Below are 17,488 nucleotides of genomic sequence, written 5' to 3'. Positions count from 1 at the left end.
ATTCACCTCATCATTTAACCTTTTTTATACTTCCTTGACTAACATAAAAGGTGGACGCTTCTCGTAGGGTTTGATGATCGATTCCATCAACGGAGGGTGTCGTCACAAATGTTTGCACTTTCCCCTGTATCGTATTCAGTAAATGGGATTGACGGAAATCGTCGAGTTCCGATAACACATCATCCAATAATAAAATGGGATACTCGCCGATTTCTTCATGGATCAGCTCAATTTCGGCAAGTTTCAAAGACAAGGCAGTCGTACGCTGTTGTCCTTGTGAACCATATGTCTGGACATCACGGTCATTCACAAAAAAAACCAGGTCGTCACGATGAGGACCTACCAGTGTAACACCCCGTTCAATTTCCCTTGTTTTTATTTTATCAAATTTTTCTGTGTATACTTCTATCATTTTCGTCAAATCCATAGATTCTGATACATCAAGCGACGGTTTATATTGGATTTTCAATACTTCTAGATTTCTGGAGATCCCCGAATGAATAGGTTCTGCCCATTGCTGGAGCTTTAAAAGAAACTCGTACCTTCTTTCGACAATTTTCGCTGCATACTGAATAAATTGATCGGTCAGCACGTCAAGCATCGTCGTATCCGTTTGTTTCCGGGTCTGCAGAAGCTTTAAGTAATGATTTCTTTGTTGAAGTATTTTATGATATTGGCTCATATCATGAAGGTATACGGGAGAAACCTGGCCAATTTCCATATCTATAAAACGGCGTCTGACTAGAGGACTTCCCTTTACAAGGTTAAGATCCTCAGGCGCAAACATGACCACATTCATATTTCCGACATATTGACTCAACTTTCTTTGTTCAATATGGTTGCACTTCGCCTTTTTCCCTTTTTTTGAAATGGTCAGCTCAAGTGGTATTGAGGTATTTCTCTTTCTAACTCTTCCTTCTATTTTAGCATACTCTTCATCCCAGCGAATAAGTTCTTTATCATTTGAGGTCCGATGGGATTTTGCCATTGCTAAAACGAAAATGGATTCCATGACATTTGTTTTTCCTTGAGCATTTTCGCCGAGGATTACATTGACTTTATTCTCAAAAGCCAGATTCAATTCGGTATAGTTGCGGTAATTTTTCAAACTTATATTTTCAATATACATATTCCGCTCTTCCCTTATGTTTTAGCTTGTAATTGTGTAGGTGCCAAATCCAGGAATCTCTATTTTATCACCTGATCTTAATTTTCTGCCTCTTCTCACGTCTAATTCGCCATTAATGTAAACCTCGTATTCACTTAAGAACCATTTCGCCATTCCGCCGCTTTGGATCAAATCGGCCAATTTCAGGAATTGTCCAAGCGTAATATATTCAGTATTGATTTTTATGGAGTCCATTCATGCTTCACTCATTTCTAAGTAGTCTTTAATATTTCATTTTACTAAATTAATCCCATTAAGACAAAGTATAGCTTTTTCAGTTCTTGTTTTTAGCGATTGAGAGTCTCGTACAGCATTGAAAAAACGCCAAAGACCCTTTGGAAACCTATGTTTAAATATAAAAAAATTAAAGACCTGCTATACAAGCCTTTAATTTTTTTGAAATATTATTTTAGCTTAATAAGTCCTTACCGGGAGAATTAATTGCAGCATGGAATCGTCATGTAGCGGACGAATGACAAACGGACGCATTGCACCTGTGAAATTAATTTTTATATCGGATCCTTCCAATGCCTTTAAAGCATCCATTACGAATTTGGCACTGAATGAGATCTTCAGGTCTTCACCTTCAATGGCTTCTGCCTGAACTTCCTCAATTACTTTACCAATTTCAGGAGTATTGGAAGAGACTTCGATTATACGGCCTTCCAGGGTTGTTAATTTAACGACATTATTTCTTCCTTCTCTCGCCAATAAGGAAGCCCTGTCGATCGCTTGAAGGAAATCCTTGGTATGAACAGTCACATCGGTTTTGCTATCTGATGGAATCAAGCGTGATGTATCGGGATAATTCCCTTCAAGAAGTCTTGAGAAGAATAATAAATTTTCAGCTTTGAAAAGTACTTGGTTTTCGGTAATGACGATTTCAATGAGTTCGTTTGTATCATCAAGGATTTTACTTAACTCATTCAGACTTTTACCTGGGATGACAACGCTATAGGTCCCGTTAATTTTATTTTCTATTTTGGCTGTTCTCATTGCAAGCCTATGACTATCTGTTGCAATACAGGTCAATTCGTCATCTTGAACCTTCAAGTTTACACCTGTTAAGATGGGGCGTGTTTCTGACGTGGACACTGCAAAGCCAGTTTGGCGGATGAGGGTCTTTAAAAGGTCCGTTGGAAGTTTGAAAATATTTTCTTCTGCAATGATCGGAAGATGAGGATATTCCTCAGGATCCAGTCCATTTAGATTAAATTCAGCTTTTCCCGAGCGAATAATCGTTTGAAAGTTATTCTCCACTTCAATTTCTACAGTATCCATCGGTAGCTTTTTGACAATTTCACTGAAAAAACGGGCATTCAGGACTATACCGCCGCTGCTTTTAACTTCAACTATCTCATCTCCGTCAACCTCAGCGGGAATGAATGATTGGATGGAAATATCTGAATCACTACCTGTTAGAGTGACCCCCTCACTAGTAACGCTTATCTTTATCCCTGTTAGGATCGGAATCGTCGTTCTTGATGTGACTGCTTTCATTACTTCTTGGACACTATGAACTAATCGATCTCTTTGGATTATAAATCTCATGTTTCATCCTCCAATTTTTTATTGCCGAATAGGCATATTTATTAATAATTTTTATTAAAAAAAGATAGTAGTAATAGTAGTAGGCCCTGTTGATATGTGGATAAGTCAACTCAACCTAAGGAAAAACAGTCTATCCACATGTGGACAGACTGTGTGTAAGTAGTCGCCAGTTATTCACATTATCCAGAATCCATTATACCCTAAGCTGGTCCTGGATTTCTTTAACCTGACGTTGAAGCTGGGTGTCCGTTTGCATGAGTTTGGAGATTTTTTCATGCGCATGGATGACGGTCGTATGATCGCGGCCTCCAAATTCATCACCTATCTTGGGCAGGGATGAGTCCGTCAATTCCCTGGAAAGATACATGGCAATCTGTCTTGGAAAGGCCACGGATTTAGTCCGTTTTTTCGCCTTGAAATCCTCAAGTTTGACACTATAATGTTCACCCACCGTCTTCTGGATTTCCAAGATGGTGATTATTTTAGGTTTTGAGCTAGGAATGATGTCTTTTAATGCTTCAGCTGCCAAATCGGCATTTATATCTTTATTGATCAATGAAGAATAAGCGACGACACGAATAAGTGCACCCTCAAGCTCACGAATATTGGAATCGATTTGGTTGGCTATATAGAGCATGACTTCGTTCGGGATATCAAGACCCTCAGCTTTTGCCTTTTTACGCAATATGGCAATCCGCGTTTCCAGATCAGGTGGCGTGATATCCGTGATCAAGCCCCACTCAAACCTTGAACGGAGACGATCCTCTAGTGTAGGTATCTCTTTTGGCGGGCGGTCACTCGAGATGACGATCTGTTTGCTTTCTTCATGCAGCGCATTGAATGTATGGAAAAACTCTTCTTGAGTTTGTTCTTTTCCCGCAAGAAATTGAATATCATCAATTAATAAAACATCCACGCTTCGGTATCTATCACGGAATTCCCCAGCTTTATTGTCCCGGATCGAGTTGATGAATTCATTCGTGAACTTTTCAGACGATAAATAAACGACCTTCGCATTCGGATTATGCTCTAGAACATAATGCCCGATTGCATGCATTAAATGAGTTTTTCCAAGGCCGACGCCCCCGTATATGAATAAGGGATTATAGGCTTTGGCCGGAGCTTCTGCGACAGCGAGAGACGCGGCATGGGCAAAACGATTGCCGGAGCCGATGACAAATGTATCGAATGTATTTTTCGCATTAAGCATATGCTGTGGAAATGCAGCATGCTCTTTATCCTGTTTTTTTATCTTTTTAGGCTGAACAGGAACGGCAAAATCATCATCTTCTTGATTGGGGGGAATGATGAATTTTGCTTCCAATTCCTCACCGGTAAGTTCAAACAATACATCGGAAATAAGATGGGAATAGCGTTCTTCAAGCCAATCCCTGGCAAATTCATTGGGAGCGGTGACTGTTAATGTATCACCTTGCAGTAAATAAGCCTTGGTTGATTTAAGCCAAGTTTCAAAGCTTGGTTTACTGATTTTCTTTTCGATTTTTCCGAGCGCCTGGTTCCAGAGGCTATCGATGTTATCCAAACTTATCCCTCCTTTGCAAAAAAAATTTTTAATCATTGTATCTAAATGTATAGGCACAAATAAACTCATCGATTGCCGTCTTCATATTAATTTTGACAGCAAAGGTTCGGTGAGCTGTATTAAGGAATTTTTGTGTTGTGTAATGTGAAGTGCCCAAAACTATATCTTGCGCTGTACAACCTTTGTACAGACTACATCTGGTGAGCCAGTGCAGATTTGAATGTTTATTCATCAACAGGTATTTTAAGAAATATATAATAAAGAAGAAAAAAGGGTTTTCGACAATATCCACCATCTGTGGACAGATTAATATACACAGGTCGGATAAACTATCCACAAGTTATTCACAGTCTGTGGATAAACGTTACCTGTTGATAAAGTTATTCAGAGTGAAAACACAAATATAATATCAGAAATTCAGGCGTCTTGCAATGGGTTAGAAAACTTTATCCACAACTTACCGGGCTTGTGGGAAAAACTTTTCCACAGGCCATTGTTATGTGCAAAAGTCTCTAAAATGGGATGTGGATAGAAAAAAACATGTCGAATTTTATCCACAGACCATGATTATAGGCTCGAATTAATTTGAGATGAACCAGGTGTTCAAGCCGGAAGACCTGCATGGGGAAAGATCGAAAGGGATTCAGGTTCGTTCTTATAATTTGTCGAATGGTGTGTCGTAAGGGAGGATTACTTGCGAATCTCATATTCATGCTCATGGATAAAATGATGGAAATTTCCCCTTCCCCAAAAATTTCTATATCAGTTCGGAGCAAAATCATTTACAATAGGCTAGGTAGTAAAAAAAGGCCTACTGGACATTGAGCATTAAAAAAAGAAATTTTTTATGGATGAGGTTGACAAGTAGAAACCTCCATCTATATAATTGTAAAGACTGTCTTTAACTGTTATTCCTCAGGGAGGTGTCATATAATGAAAAGAACTTATCAACCGAATAACCGCAAACATAGTAAAGTTCACGGTTTCCGTGCACGTATGAGCACGAAAAACGGACGTAGAGTAATCGCTGCACGTCGCCGTAAGGGCAGAAAAGTATTATCTGCATAGACCACTGAAAAGTCTCAGTGGTCTTTTTTCGCAAAATAAGGGATTTACTGAGACTCAATTCATGTAATGAAGGTGTAAAAATGAAAAAAAAGTTAAGGATTAAGAAAGAGGATGAATTTCAGCTTGTGTTTAAAAAAGGTGAATCTTCTGCTAATCGGCAATTCGTTGTCTATGTCCTTGAAAAGCCGGGTCAGGATTATTTTAGGATCGGCCTTTCTGTCAGTAAAAAAATCGGGAACGCCGTTATGAGGAACCAAATCAAAAGATACATACGGCAAGCGTTTTTGGAATTGAAAGAAGATATAGAAGAGGGTAAGGATTATATTGTGATTGCTCGAAAACCAGCGGCGGAGATGGACTTTTTCCAGGTGAAAAGCAGCTTGATACATGTCCTGAAACGTTCTAAATCACTAAACTTTAAAATGAAAAAACAATAAAGTCCCCTTAATATCGAATAAGACTCCTCGTATCATATGGTTACTTAAGTAAGATGACATAGAAAATTCCGATTGTAACTGTGGAAAAAGTGGATTACTTTTCCTTGAAATCTTCTAATAAACAGTTCACAATTGTTTCAAAAAAGATTGATTGCAGTTAGGAGGAAATTACGGTTGAAAAAACGAATATTACTCATTATTGGACTAGCCTCGATAATGATGCTGTTGGCAGGGTGTACCGAAATTAAAGAACCTATTACTGCGGATAGTGAAGGTTTTTGGAATTCATACATTGTCTATCCATTATCAGCCCTGATCATCTGGCTTTCTGAAGCATTCGGCGAGAACTATGGTTTGGGAATCATCGGCGTTACACTAATCATTCGCCTGGCATTGCTTCCATTAATGATCAAACAGGTGAAAAGCTCGAAAGCCATGCAGGCCATTCAGCCTGAAATGAAAGAACTTCAAGCTAAATACAGCTCAAAAGATGCTGCCACACAACAAAAACTACAGCAAGAAACAATGGCTCTATTTTCGAAATATAATGTGAATCCATTGGCGGGATGTTTGCCGATATTGGTGCAAATGCCGATTTTGATCGGATTTTACCATGCAATCAGCCGTACGGAAGAAATTGCTTTACATAGTTTTCTTTGGTTTGATTTAGGTTCCCCGGATCCTTATTATATTTTACCGGTCGTTGCAGGTATCACCACTTTCATCCAGCAAAAGATGTCCATGGCTGGAATGAACTCGAATCCACAAATGGCGGCACAAATGACGATGATGCTTTACATCATGCCAATCATGATTGTTGTATTTGCTATTAATTTCCCCGCTGCTCTTTCTCTTTACTGGGTAGTTGGTAACATTTTTGGTATTGTTCAAACATATTTCATCAAAGGTCCAGATCTTAGAAAAGCAGCTGCGGAAAACGCGGGAGGGGCAAAGAAAAAGTGAAAAAAGTGACTGCTACAGGACAATCTGTCGAAGAAGCAGTAAATTTAGCTTTAGCTCAACTGAACAGCACTAAGGATCGCGTGGAGATTGAAGTAGAAGATGAAGGAAAAAAAGGTTTTTTTGGTTTATTTGGTGCAAGAAAGGCAATCGTCCATGTGACATTGCCTCCGGATCCCATTGAAGAGACACTTGGATTTTTGAAGAACGTCTGCGTCGAAATGGGAGTCAATGCACAAATAAATGTCACCCGTAAAGGTAAGAACGTAACATTCCATTTATCAGGTGATAAAATTGCATTATTGATTGGAAAAAGGGGTCAAACACTAAATTCACTTCAGTATTTAGCACAGCTGGTAGCAAATCGATATTCGAAGCAGTTTTTGAATATTACCGTAGATGCAGAAGATTATCGAAGCCGCCGCAATGACACCTTAATCCAATTGGCTGAAAGAATGGCAAATAAAGCCACGAAAACAGGTAAAGCTGTTTCACTGGAGCCGATGCCATCCTATGAACGTAAGGTCATCCATAATGCTCTCCTGGATTATCCAAAAATAAAAACAACCTCAAGTGGGACGGAGCCATATCGTCACTTGGTCATCACTCCACTTAAATGAACCTTCTGCTTTTAAGCAGGGGTTCTTTTTTTAGGGATGAATGTCGAATATTTTTTTTGCGAATTTTCCATTCAACAATAAGTGACAAACTTTTTATATTTTCTTGATCCTTAAAGGGGATGGAAGAAAATGAAGCGGGCGATATTTGTTATTCACATGTGGATAAGTTAAAATGGTTGTTACAGAATATGGATTAACGGCGTGTGGATAACTCTTGGAAGGAAGGAGTATCTACTTTTTTTCATGAATATACTGTGGTATTGTAGTAATTTAGGGATTCGACGATTTTATTATCAGAAAAAAATAGAACTATCAATATATAAGAGGTGAAAGCATGGAATTCGATACAATCACCGCTATCTCTACTCCCTTAGGGGAAGGGGCGATCGCCATCGTTAGAATCAGCGGTGATGAGGCCATAGAAATAGCCGATAGGATCTTTAAAGGACCAGGTGGAAAAGGATTGCTTGAAGTGAAATCACATACGATTCATTATGGCCACCTTATCCAGCCTAAAACAGGTGAAATCATAGAGGAAGTCATGGTTTCGGTCATGATGGGTCCAAAGACATTTACAAGGGAAGATGTAGTTGAAATAAATTGTCACGGCGGAATCGTTTCGGTCAATAGGGTACTGCAGCTTATTCTCTCACAAGGTGCTCGTTTAGCGGAACCTGGTGAATTTACGAAACGGGCTTTTTTGAATGGCAGGATCGATCTTTCCCAAGCTGAGGCAGTTATGGACTTAATCCGTGCTAAAACGGATAAAGCCATGAATGTTGCATTAGGTCAAATGGAAGGCCGGCTTTCGAAATTAATCCAAAATCTGCGTCAGGAAATTTTACAGACCCTCGCTCAAGTCGAGGTAAATATAGATTATCCGGAATATGATGATGTCGAAGAAATGACGCATCGTTTATTTTTGGAAAAAGGCAGTTATGTAAAGAATGAAATAGAGAAGCTGCTTCACACGGCCCAACAGGGGAAAATACTTCGGGATGGACTTGCGACCGTTATCATAGGTCGTCCTAATGTCGGAAAATCTTCATTGCTTAACAGCTTAGTTCATGAAAACAAAGCGATCGTCACTGATATTCCAGGTACAACACGTGATGTTATTGAAGAGTATGTCAATGTTCGCGGTGTACCGCTTAAACTTGTCGATACAGCAGGAATTCGCGAAACGGAAGATATCGTTGAACGAATTGGAGTTGAACGGTCTCGTGCAGTATTAAAAGAAGCGGATTTAATATTGCTTGTATTGAACTATTCCGATGATTTCACTACTGAAGATGAGAAACTATTCCAAGCGGTTGAGGGAATGGATGTTATCGTTATCATCAATAAAACAGACCTTCCACAAAAAATCGATATGGAAAAAGTTAAGGAAATGGCGGCATCCCATAAAGTTGTTACCACTTCATTACTGGAAGATCGAGGGGTCGATGAATTGGAGGAAGCGATCGCTTCTTTATTTTTCGAAGGTTCTTTAGAAACGGGAGACCTTACCTATGTGTCCAATGCAAGGCATATAGCTTTGCTGGGGCAGGCATTACAGGCTATCGAAGATGCAATTGATGCTATTGAAATGGGTACGCCGGTTGATTTGGTTCAAATCGACTTCACGAAAGCATGGGAGTTACTTGGAGAAATCATTGGCGAAAGCGTTCAGGATAATTTGATCAACCAATTGTTCTCTCAATTTTGTTTAGGAAAATAAGCGTAAAAGGAGGAAAAGGATATGCAATACGAAGCAGGTAGCTATGATGTCATTGTTATTGGTGCCGGTCATGCTGGCAGTGAGGCGGGCCTTGCAGCTGCAAGAGTAGGAGCTAAAACGTTGATGATCACCATTAATTTGGATATGGTCGCCTTTATGCCATGCAATCCCTCCGTCGGCGGACCGGCAAAAGGGATAGTCGTTAGGGAAATTGACGCTTTAGGCGGTGAAATGGGAAGAAATATCGACAAGACCCATATTCAAATGAGGATGCTCAATACGGCAAAAGGTCCGGCCGTTCGTGCGCTGCGGGCGCAGGCTGATAAATTTCTCTATCAGCAAGAAATGAAAAAGACGATAGAAGACCAAGAAAATTTGACATTGATTCAAGGAATGGTAGAGGAATTAATTGTTGAAAACGATGTATGTACGGGTGTCATCACAAAAACAGGTGCGGTGTACCGTGCAAAAACTGTCGTAATCACGACGGGAACATATTTACGCGGTGAAATCATTTTAGGGGAACTGAAATATTCAAGCGGCCCTAATAATCAGCAGCCTTCCATCAGGCTTTCCGAACACTTGGAGCAGTTAGGATTTGATTTGGTCCGTTTTAAAACAGGAACGCCTCCACGTGTGAATAGTTCTTCCATAGACTACAGCAAAACGGAAATTCAGCCTGGCGATGAAGTGCCTCGTGCCTTTTCTTATGAAACGACAAAGTTCATAACGGATCAATTGCCATGCTGGTTAACGTATACGAATGAGGGTACACATCAGCTCATTGATGATAATCTACACCGTTCACCAATGTATTCCGGAATGATTAAAGGAACCGGACCGCGTTATTGTCCATCGATAGAAGATAAAGTCGTTCGTTTTAATGATAAGCCACGGCATCAAATCTTCTTGGAACCTGAAGGTCGCAATACAAAGGAAGTTTATGTGCAAGGTTTATCCACCAGTCTGCCTGAAGATGTGCAAGTGAAAATCCTGCAAACAATTCCGGGACTTGAAAAAGCGGAAATGATGCGTGCTGGATATGCAATTGAATATGATGCCATCGTTCCTACACAGCTATGGCCTACACTTGAAACGAAGAAAATCAAAAATCTATATACTGCAGGTCAAATTAACGGGACATCCGGGTATGAAGAAGCAGCAGGACAAGGATTGATGGCCGGTATTAATGCAGGATTGAATGCAATGGGTAAGGAAGAACTGATTTTAAGCCGTTCGGATGCCTATATTGGTGTTCTCATTGATGACCTTGTAACGAAAGGTACGAATGAACCATACCGATTGCTGACTTCACGTGCAGAATATCGTTTATTATTGCGTCATGATAATGCCGATCTACGCTTAACGGAAATTGGATTCAATATCGGAATGATCAAAGAAGAACGCTACAAACGTTTCCTTATGAAAAAAGAAGCGGTTGAAATGGAAAAGGAACGATTGAAATCAAACTTCATCAAACCGACCAAAGAGGTGCAAGAAGTCATTACTGCAAGTGGCGGGAGTGAATTAAAGGATGGAATCCGTGCCTCCGATTTATTGAAAAGGCCTGAAATGGATTATTCCCATATTCAGAAGTTGGCGCCAAGTGATGTCGAACTGAGTGAAGAAGTGACGGAACAGGTCGAAATCCAGATCAAGTATGAAGGATATATCGAAAAATCCTTGCAGCAAGTCGATCGCCTGAAAAAAATGGAGAACAAAAAGATTCCAGAGAATATCGATTATGATGCAATTTCTGGTCTTGCAACGGAAGCACGTCAAAAATTAAAGCAGGTCCACCCGCTATCAGTAGCTCAGGCTTCAAGAATTTCCGGTGTGAATCCCGCTGATGTTTCCATTCTGCTTGTTTATTTGGAACAAGGTAAGATTGCCAGAGTATCTCAGTAACGGAAATACCCGAAAAGGATTGAAAAAACATGAATATTGAACAGTTCCAACAAGCACTGCTGGAGAAAGGGATCGAGCTTTCTCCTCAACAGCTTGATCAGTTTGACACGTATTATCGATTATTGGTGGAATGGAACGAAAAGATGAACTTAACAGCCATCACAGATAAAGAAGAAGTTTATCTAAAGCATTTTTATGATTCAATCAGTGCAGCCTTCTATTTTGACTTTAACGAATCCTATCGAATTTGCGATGTTGGGGCTGGAGCTGGATTTCCGAGTATTCCATTGAAGATTTGTTTCCCTGATATCCACGTCTCGATTGTGGATTCCTTGAATAAGCGAATTTCTTTTTTGAATCACCTTGCGGAGTCATTGCAATTAAAGGGAGTTTCCTTTTATCATGACCGGGCGGAAACCTTCGCCCAAAAACCGGAGCATCGCGAATCCTATGATATTGTCATGGCGAGGGCGGTAGCCAGGATGTCGGTTTTAAGTGAACTATGTTTGCCGCTTGTTAAACTGGATGGGACGTTCATTGCCATGAAAGCGGCTAGTGCACAAGATGAAATGGACACAGGGAAGAAGGCCATTTTTACATTGGGCGGAGAAATCGAAGAAATTCATCCTTTCACATTGCCAGAGGAAAATAGTGAAAGAAACATCATTACTGTAAAAAAAGTGAAGAAGACTCCTAAAAAATACCCAAGAAAACCAGGGACACCGAATAAGCAGCCTATTGAATAACCTCTGTACGATAAAGTATGTTTTCATAGTAAGAGCAGAGGATTCAGATATATATGGCTGGTACTTGCCCTTATTTTCTTTTACTATAAATGTATGACCTTATTATTTTCACTTAATACTGCATGTGCCAACAAGAAGGCATTTTCGGTACAGGTTAAGACGTGTGCCCTTAGCTTGCTGATTCAGGGAAATAATTTTTGGAAAGCCGGCCGATATTTATAAAAACTGGCCGTCACCCCTCATTATTGCCTTGATGGCGCCAGTCGACATGTTTTTTACAGTGAAGGGACATATGTATAACCATGTCGGGAAATGTATGCAGGACTTGTCCTTTAAATAGAGAATATGTTATTTGGGAGTTTTAAAAGGTGGTGTAGGAAGATGAAGCATCCTTTTTCGCGGTTCTTTGGGTTTGGCGAAAAGGAAGAAGAGCAACTAGAGATGGAGACACCTAGCAATAATAATGAAGAAATAAGAAAAATTTCCATTTCCGACATTGTGCCTAATCGATTTCAACCAAGGACCGTTTTTAATGACGATAAAATTGCCGAATTGGCTCAAACGATCCATACACATGGGATCATTCAACCAATTGTAGTAAGGGCTTATGGTCAGGGGAAATATGAAATCATTGCAGGTGAGCGTCGTTTCCGGGCCATGCAAAAGCTTGGCTGGGAATTGGCACCTGCTATAATCAAAGATTTCACCGATACAGAAACGGCTTCCGTTGCGCTGATAGAAAACCTTCAGCGTGAAGAACTGACACCGATTGAAGAAGCTTTGGCTTACGGAAAACTATTGGAGCTGCATAGTTTAACCCAAGAAGCCCTGGCACAAAGACTGGGAATTGGTCAATCCACCGTGGCGAATAAGCTTCGGCTGCTTAAGCTGCCGCAAGAGGTTCAGGATGCACTTCTTCAAAAGCAAATTACGGAACGCCATGCCCGCTCGTTGATACCGTTAAAGAGTCCTGAAAAGCAGTTGAAACTGCTTTTGGAAATCATCGAAAAAGGGTTAAACGTCAAGCAGACCGAAGAGCAGGTCGTCAAGCTCTTAACGGGTACTGTGCAGAAGCCGAAACCTAAGCGAAAAGCGTTTAGTAAAGACATGAGGATTGCCGTGAATACCATCCGCCAATCGCTCAGTATGGTTACAGACAATGGAATAAATCTGGATGCAGAGGAAGAAGAATTCGAGGAGTATTATCAGTTCACGATTAAAATACCCAAGAAAAAAACTTGATTCCCCATCCTTAGCCCGCTTGGTAGTCTCCGATTACCAAGCTTTTTTTATTTTCTCTCCAAAACTGGCATTTTCCACTTTTAAAACACTCAACTTTTCCTGGATTTTTAATGCTTTTTGAAGTATTTCAAATTTTAAGAGGAATTTCAGAAAACGATTTCTTCCAGTAACATTCATGATAAAATAGAAAGAAATAATTGGATTCACGGTAAAAATCAATAGATATAGCGTCATGAAGATAGTTGAAAGCGGGTGAATTCGTGGGTAAGATTCTCGCCATTGCCAATCAAAAGGGCGGTGTTGGAAAAACGACAACTTCTGTCAGTTTAAGTGCTTGTCTTGCATACATTGGACAGAAAGTCTTAATGGTTGATATTGACCCGCAGGGAAATGCGACAAGCGGTGCAGGTATTGACAAAGCAGATGTGGAACAATGTATTTATGATGTATTGGTTGATGATGTTGAGGCCAGTACCGTTATCATGGAAACAAAGGTGGAAAACCTATATGCTATACCTGCGACAATTCAACTTGCAGGTGCAGAAATTGAACTTGTTCCAACCATCTCAAGGGAAGTCCGATTAAAAAGGGCGTTAGAAGAGGTGCAAAGCCAGTATGATTACATTGTGATTGACTGCCCTCCATCATTGGGTTTGCTTACGCTTAATGCCTTAACGGCTGCCGATGCTGTTTTGATCCCAGTACAATGTGAATATTATGCATTGGAGGGTTTGAGTCAACTATTGAATACGGTTCGCCTCGTCCAAAAGCATTTGAACCATGATTTGAAAATCGAGGGTGTGCTATTGACGATGTTGGATGCAAGAACAAATTTAGGTCTCCAGGTCATAGAAGAAGTCAAAAAATACTTTCAGGATAAAGTCTACCAAACCATCATTCCCCGCAATGTCCGTTTGAGTGAAGCACCGAGCCATGGAGAACCGATAATTATATATGATCCAAAGTCACGAGGGGCGGAGGTCTATCTAGAATTGGCAAAGGAAGTGGTATCAAATGGCTAAAGGGCTTGGCAAAGGGCTTAACGCACTTTTCAACAGTGGGGAGATCAGTAAAGATGAAATCGTGCGCGAAATCAAATTAAGGGAATTAAGGCCAAATCCTTATCAGCCCCGAAAGAGCTTTCGGCTAGAAGCTATAGAGGAATTAAAGCAATCCATCATGGAGCATGGGATATTACAGCCGATTATTGCCCGGAAAAGTATTAAGGGATATGAAATCGTGGCTGGGGAAAGGCGTTATCGTGCTGCCATGGAAGCTGATTTAAAGACAGTTCCAGTCGTTGTGAGGGAATTGAGTGAACAGCAGATGATGGAACTGGCCATTTTGGAAAACCTGCAACGGGAAGATTTGAATCCGATCGAAGAGGCTGCCGCTTATCAAACGCTTCTTGAAAAATTGGAATTCACCCAGGAGCAGCTGGCCAACCGGCTGGGAAAAAGCCGACCCCATATTGCGAACCATCTTAGATTACTATCTTTGCCTGAAGGAATTAGGAGATATATCTCCGACGGAGAAATATCCATGGGACATGGCCGGGCATTGCTGGGTTTAAAGAAAAAAGAGATGCTCAAGCCGGTAGCGGATAAAGTCCTCAAGGAAGGTATGAATGTCAGACAGCTGGAGCAGTATATACATCAATTGAATGATACCGTTTCACGTGAAACCAAACCTAAGAAACAAGAGAAAAAAGATATCTTCATAAAGCAAAGGGAGACAAGTCTGCGTGAAAGACTAGGAACGAGCGTAACGATAAAACAAAGCAAGAAAAAAGGAAAAATAGAAATAGAGTTCTTTTCAAAAGAAGATTTAGAGAGAATTTTGAACTTGATCGATCAAGAGAACCTTTCCTCTTAGATCCCCTTATGAAAAGATCATGAAGACATATGCAGAAAATTAGGTGGATGAGATGGTATTATTAGGGGCTTTGGTGAACGGTGCCTGCATTTTAATCGGCTCGATTTTAGGAAGGTTTTTACAACATATACCTGAGAAGATTAAAGAAACGGTCATGAGCGGTATCGGTTTAGCCGTGATGGTTTTAGGTTTGCAGATGGGGTTTAAAAGCGATAATTTCCTTGTTGTCATTTTAAGTATTGTCGGCGGGGCGGTCATCGGTGAATGGATGGATCTTGAGGGCAGGCTTAATTCTTTAGGCAATTGGATTGAACGCAGGATGAAAGCGAAGGAAGGAACCTCGATATCTCAGGGGTTTGTAACAGCTACGCTCATATTTGGGATTGGGGCGATGGCCATTATCGGTGCCCTGGATAGCGGTATCCGGAATGATCATGACGTTTTGATAACAAAGGCGATAATCGATGGATTCACAGCACTTGTCCTCGCCAGCACGTTAGGCATAGGGGTACTTTTTTCAGCATTTCCTATCATTCTTTATGAGGGATTCCTGGCGGTTTTTTCAAGGCAAATCAATACGATGATCCCATCTGCATTAATGGATTCCTTCATATTGGAAATGACGGCAACTGGTGGAGTCATGATTTTGGCGATTGGTTTGAATATTATCGGTGTAACCAAAATCAGGGTGGCGAATCTGCTTCCGGGCATAATGATCACGGCCATTCTGGTTACTTTCATGTATTATGCATAAAAAAGAAGGAAGGGCTGGCCCCTTCCTTCTTTTTTATGAAAAAACCGATCAAAGGGTTTTTTCTTGCTTGAATGACCATGTGAAAGGAGTGATGGAAGGTTTTATTGGATAATGATTTTGTGCTTCATAAATCCCCTCGGCAATGGTTTTGGCCATTTTTAGCACAAGATTAAGACGCGTGTTCTGCAAGACCATGAACTCCATGAATCCACTTACATTCACGATTCCTGTAATATGGGCATTTCCGACGGAAGGAAGGTCTTTATTGACCCCGGCACCCGGCTTAACTGGTCCCTGGCCGATCTGAACGATGCCGACGCTTTTCATTTTCCCCAAGCAAGCATCGATTCCGACTATAAAGGCATTGGCATGTAGCTTTTTAATTTCATTTAATTTTTCCTGTAAATTCATCGCATGTATAGGGTCATCCAGAGTACCATAAACATGGAATGAAGAAGAACTGTTTTCAGCCTTTTCACTAAGCAGAGTGCCGACAAGTGGTCCGAGTGAATCGCCTGTGGAACGGTCTGTGCCTATGCAGACGATGACGATTGGTTGAAGCTTTCCTGTTGGGAGGAGGTTGATTAATTCCTGGGAAATTTGTTTGGATGCATCCGTATCTTCATGCAGGATGCGACTTAATCTATTTTTATTATTATTAAATAGACTAGAATTCAGATTCATCGGCTCAACTCCTTTACTTTATTTGGTATTACAGTATACGGATAAAAAGGGGAAAATATACGGTATTTAACATGATGGGTGAGGGAATTTTTTCAAAACATGCAAACAGGTGAAGGGGATATGAATCGACGTTATCCTCTACCAATTGCTTTCATCTATACTTTCTAGTAAATGATCATTTGAATGTTCGGGAAAAAATTTCTAAATTCTATTAACTATATACCCATCATTTTTTTGTACAGAAACCATTATTTATTGATAAAATAGAGAAAATCTCTCTATTTCATGGTTACCTCCATGCATGGAGGGTAGAGGAATACGTCGAAAATATAATAGTTTTGCTGTTATTTGCATTAGGCAGGAGGAAAATATGGATCGCATTTATGATAGCGTTGCAAAAGAGATATTGGATGAAAAGATATGGCTGCTGATGGGTGAGGGGATTATTAAAATCTTCCTTGTTCTGCTGTTATCGCGTATTATTATTACAATAGGAAAGACTATTCTGAATAAATTTTTCAAAGCACGTTTAAGAAGTCCCATTCGGGTAACGGAACGCAGGGAAGCGACACTCATTAAATTGCTGGAAAATATCATTACCTATGTCATCAATTTCATTGCCTTGTTGATGATTCTGGAGATTCTTGGTCTTCATGTAATGCCATTACTCGCTGGTGCCGGTGTTCTCGGTTTGGCCATTGGATTTGGCGCACAAAGTTTGGTCAAGGATATAATTACCGGGTTTTTCGTTATCTTTGAAGATCAGTTCTCGGTCGGGGATTATATTAAAATCAATACTTTTGAAGGGGAAGTCCTTGAAATCGGGCTTCGTACGACGAAAATTAAAAGCGGTGCAGGTGAATTGCACTTCATACCCAACGGCAGCATCATCCAGGTTACGAATTACTCCATTTTAAATAGTATGGCAATTGTTGATGTGACCATACCTAACGATGGATCGACCGAGCGTGCTGAGAAAGTGCTGATTGATCTTTTAAACAGTATGGAAGGCAAATACGAAGCCTTGATCAAAGCACCTGAATTTTTGGGAATTGAAAAAATCAGTCCTGAAGAAATCGTCTTTCGGATTAAAGCGGAAACAAAGCCGATGCATCACATTGAAATCAGTAGGATATTAAGAAAAGAAATAAGTGCTGCGCTTGATGCAAGTGGGATTAAATCTACGTACAATGGCAGCGAGTCATAGGAATT

The 17,488-nt window shown here is 40.3% G+C and carries 17 protein-coding genes; 12 read left to right on the top strand and 5 right to left on the bottom strand.

Going from position 1 to position 17,488, the window contains the following annotated elements:
• Window positions 1-10: 10 nt before the first annotated feature.
• From recF to dnaA, 4 genes are all read right to left on the bottom strand, one after another.
• Complete coding sequence (gene recF, locus NYE65_RS12595; protein WP_034316194.1) at window positions 11-1,129, bottom strand: DNA replication/repair protein RecF; 1,119 nt, start codon at window positions 1,127-1,129, stop codon at window positions 11-13.
• 21 nt (window positions 1,130-1,150) lie between these two features.
• Complete coding sequence (gene yaaA / locus NYE65_RS12590) at window positions 1,151-1,363, bottom strand: S4 domain-containing protein YaaA (RefSeq protein WP_034316192.1); 213 nt, start codon at window positions 1,361-1,363, stop codon at window positions 1,151-1,153.
• A gap of 219 nt (window positions 1,364-1,582) precedes the next feature.
• Window positions 1,583-2,719 (bottom strand): DNA polymerase III subunit beta, encoded by a 1,137-nt coding sequence (gene dnaN, locus NYE65_RS12585; protein WP_054398443.1) that lies wholly within the window; start codon window positions 2,717-2,719, stop codon window positions 1,583-1,585.
• 193 nt (window positions 2,720-2,912) lie between these two features.
• On the bottom strand, window positions 2,913-4,262 hold the full coding sequence (dnaA, locus tag NYE65_RS12580; protein ID WP_034316187.1) for a chromosomal replication initiator protein DnaA: 1,350 nt from the start codon (window positions 4,260-4,262) through the stop codon (window positions 2,913-2,915).
• A gap of 933 nt (window positions 4,263-5,195) precedes the next feature.
• Between dnaA and rpmH the strand changes: the two genes are divergently transcribed.
• The 11 genes from rpmH (at window position 5,196) to NYE65_RS12525 (ending at window position 15,592) form a co-directional block, all read left to right on the top strand.
• Complete coding sequence (gene rpmH / locus NYE65_RS12575) at window positions 5,196-5,330, top strand: 50S ribosomal protein L34 (protein ID WP_034316183.1); 135 nt, start codon at window positions 5,196-5,198, stop codon at window positions 5,328-5,330.
• An 80-nt stretch (window positions 5,331-5,410) separates the two neighbouring features.
• Window positions 5,411-5,767, top strand: a complete 357-nt coding sequence (gene rnpA, locus NYE65_RS12570; protein WP_328175839.1) for a ribonuclease P protein component — start codon at window positions 5,411-5,413, stop codon at window positions 5,765-5,767.
• Window positions 5,768-5,941: 174 nt separating this feature from the next.
• Complete coding sequence (spoIIIJ, locus tag NYE65_RS12565) at window positions 5,942-6,730, top strand: YidC family membrane integrase SpoIIIJ (protein ID WP_098185086.1); 789 nt, start codon at window positions 5,942-5,944, stop codon at window positions 6,728-6,730.
• Complete coding sequence (gene jag / locus NYE65_RS12560) at window positions 6,727-7,347, top strand: RNA-binding cell elongation regulator Jag/EloR (RefSeq protein ID WP_034316177.1); 621 nt, start codon at window positions 6,727-6,729, stop codon at window positions 7,345-7,347. The genes spoIIIJ and jag overlap by 4 nt, the downstream gene beginning before the upstream one ends.
• 334 nt (window positions 7,348-7,681) lie before the next feature.
• Window positions 7,682-9,067, top strand: coding sequence for a tRNA uridine-5-carboxymethylaminomethyl(34) synthesis GTPase MnmE (mnmE, locus tag NYE65_RS12555; protein ID WP_057278282.1), 1,386 nt, complete (start codon window positions 7,682-7,684; stop codon window positions 9,065-9,067).
• A gap of 21 nt (window positions 9,068-9,088) precedes the next feature.
• Window positions 9,089-10,975, top strand: coding sequence for a tRNA uridine-5-carboxymethylaminomethyl(34) synthesis enzyme MnmG (mnmG, locus tag NYE65_RS12550; RefSeq protein ID WP_230135002.1), 1,887 nt, complete (start codon window positions 9,089-9,091; stop codon window positions 10,973-10,975).
• Window positions 10,976-11,004: 29 nt separating this feature from the next.
• Window positions 11,005-11,721 carry a 16S rRNA (guanine(527)-N(7))-methyltransferase RsmG gene (gene rsmG / locus NYE65_RS12545; RefSeq protein ID WP_328175837.1) on the top strand — a complete coding sequence of 239 codons (717 nt, stop codon included), beginning with the start codon at window positions 11,005-11,007 and terminating at the stop codon, window positions 11,719-11,721.
• A gap of 381 nt (window positions 11,722-12,102) precedes the next feature.
• Window positions 12,103-12,963, top strand: a complete 861-nt coding sequence (noc, locus tag NYE65_RS12540; RefSeq protein WP_034316169.1) for a nucleoid occlusion protein — start codon at window positions 12,103-12,105, stop codon at window positions 12,961-12,963.
• Between the two features lie 260 nt (window positions 12,964-13,223).
• Window positions 13,224-13,985, top strand: a complete 762-nt coding sequence (locus NYE65_RS12535; RefSeq protein WP_034316249.1) for a ParA family protein — start codon at window positions 13,224-13,226, stop codon at window positions 13,983-13,985.
• The gene (locus tag NYE65_RS12530) at window positions 13,978-14,838 is read left to right on the top strand and encodes a ParB/RepB/Spo0J family partition protein (protein WP_340861024.1); all 861 of its coding nucleotides are present in this window, start codon (window positions 13,978-13,980) and stop codon (window positions 14,836-14,838) included. The genes NYE65_RS12535 and NYE65_RS12530 overlap by 8 nt, the downstream gene beginning before the upstream one ends.
• A gap of 52 nt (window positions 14,839-14,890) precedes the next feature.
• Complete coding sequence (locus NYE65_RS12525) at window positions 14,891-15,592, top strand: DUF554 domain-containing protein (protein ID WP_340861023.1); 702 nt, start codon at window positions 14,891-14,893, stop codon at window positions 15,590-15,592.
• Between the two features lie 48 nt (window positions 15,593-15,640).
• Here NYE65_RS12525 and yyaC read toward each other — a convergent pair whose 3' ends face one another.
• A complete protein-coding gene (gene yyaC, locus NYE65_RS12520; protein WP_053536995.1) occupies window positions 15,641-16,276 on the bottom strand; it encodes a spore protease YyaC in 636 nt (211 codons plus the stop codon).
• A 370-nt stretch (window positions 16,277-16,646) separates the two neighbouring features.
• On the opposite strand from yyaC, the gene NYE65_RS12515 reads away from it, so the two are divergent.
• Window positions 16,647-17,483 (top strand): mechanosensitive ion channel family protein, encoded by an 837-nt coding sequence (locus NYE65_RS12515; protein WP_098185079.1) that lies wholly within the window; start codon window positions 16,647-16,649, stop codon window positions 17,481-17,483.
• The last annotated feature ends 5 nt before the right edge of the window (window positions 17,484-17,488 follow it).

This window comes from Peribacillus sp. FSL R5-0717 (assembly GCF_038002945.1).
Taxonomy (GTDB): Bacteria; Bacillota; Bacilli; order Bacillales; family DSM-1321; genus Peribacillus; species Peribacillus frigoritolerans.
This window is presented reverse-complemented; position numbering and strand designations above follow the sequence as displayed.

Excerpts from the sequence above, each read along its gene's own strand:
- recF (WP_034316194.1), bottom strand. The coding sequence starts at position 1,129 with ATGTATATTGAAAATATAAGTTTGAAAAATTACCGCAACTATACCGAA.
- rsmG (WP_328175837.1), top strand. The coding sequence starts at position 11,005 with ATGAATATTGAACAGTTCCAACAAGCACTGCTGGAGAAAGGGATCGAG.
- rpmH (WP_034316183.1), top strand. The coding sequence starts at position 5,196 with ATGAAAAGAACTTATCAACCGAATAACCGCAAACATAGTAAAGTTCAC.
- noc (WP_034316169.1), top strand. The coding sequence starts at position 12,103 with ATGAAGCATCCTTTTTCGCGGTTCTTTGGGTTTGGCGAAAAGGAAGAA.
- rnpA (WP_328175839.1), top strand. The coding sequence starts at position 5,411 with ATGAAAAAAAAGTTAAGGATTAAGAAAGAGGATGAATTTCAGCTTGTG.
- NYE65_RS12525 (WP_340861023.1), top strand. The coding sequence starts at position 14,891 with ATGGTATTATTAGGGGCTTTGGTGAACGGTGCCTGCATTTTAATCGGC.
- mnmG (WP_230135002.1), top strand. The coding sequence starts at position 9,089 with ATGCAATACGAAGCAGGTAGCTATGATGTCATTGTTATTGGTGCCGGT.
- NYE65_RS12530 (WP_340861024.1), top strand. The coding sequence starts at position 13,978 with ATGGCTAAAGGGCTTGGCAAAGGGCTTAACGCACTTTTCAACAGTGGG.
- yaaA (WP_034316192.1), bottom strand. The coding sequence starts at position 1,363 with ATGGACTCCATAAAAATCAATACTGAATATATTACGCTTGGACAATTC.
- yyaC (WP_053536995.1), bottom strand. The coding sequence starts at position 16,276 with ATGAATCTGAATTCTAGTCTATTTAATAATAATAAAAATAGATTAAGT.
- NYE65_RS12515 (WP_098185079.1), top strand. The coding sequence starts at position 16,647 with ATGGATCGCATTTATGATAGCGTTGCAAAAGAGATATTGGATGAAAAG.
- dnaN (WP_054398443.1), bottom strand. The coding sequence starts at position 2,719 with ATGAGATTTATAATCCAAAGAGATCGATTAGTTCATAGTGTCCAAGAA.
- mnmE (WP_057278282.1), top strand. The coding sequence starts at position 7,682 with ATGGAATTCGATACAATCACCGCTATCTCTACTCCCTTAGGGGAAGGG.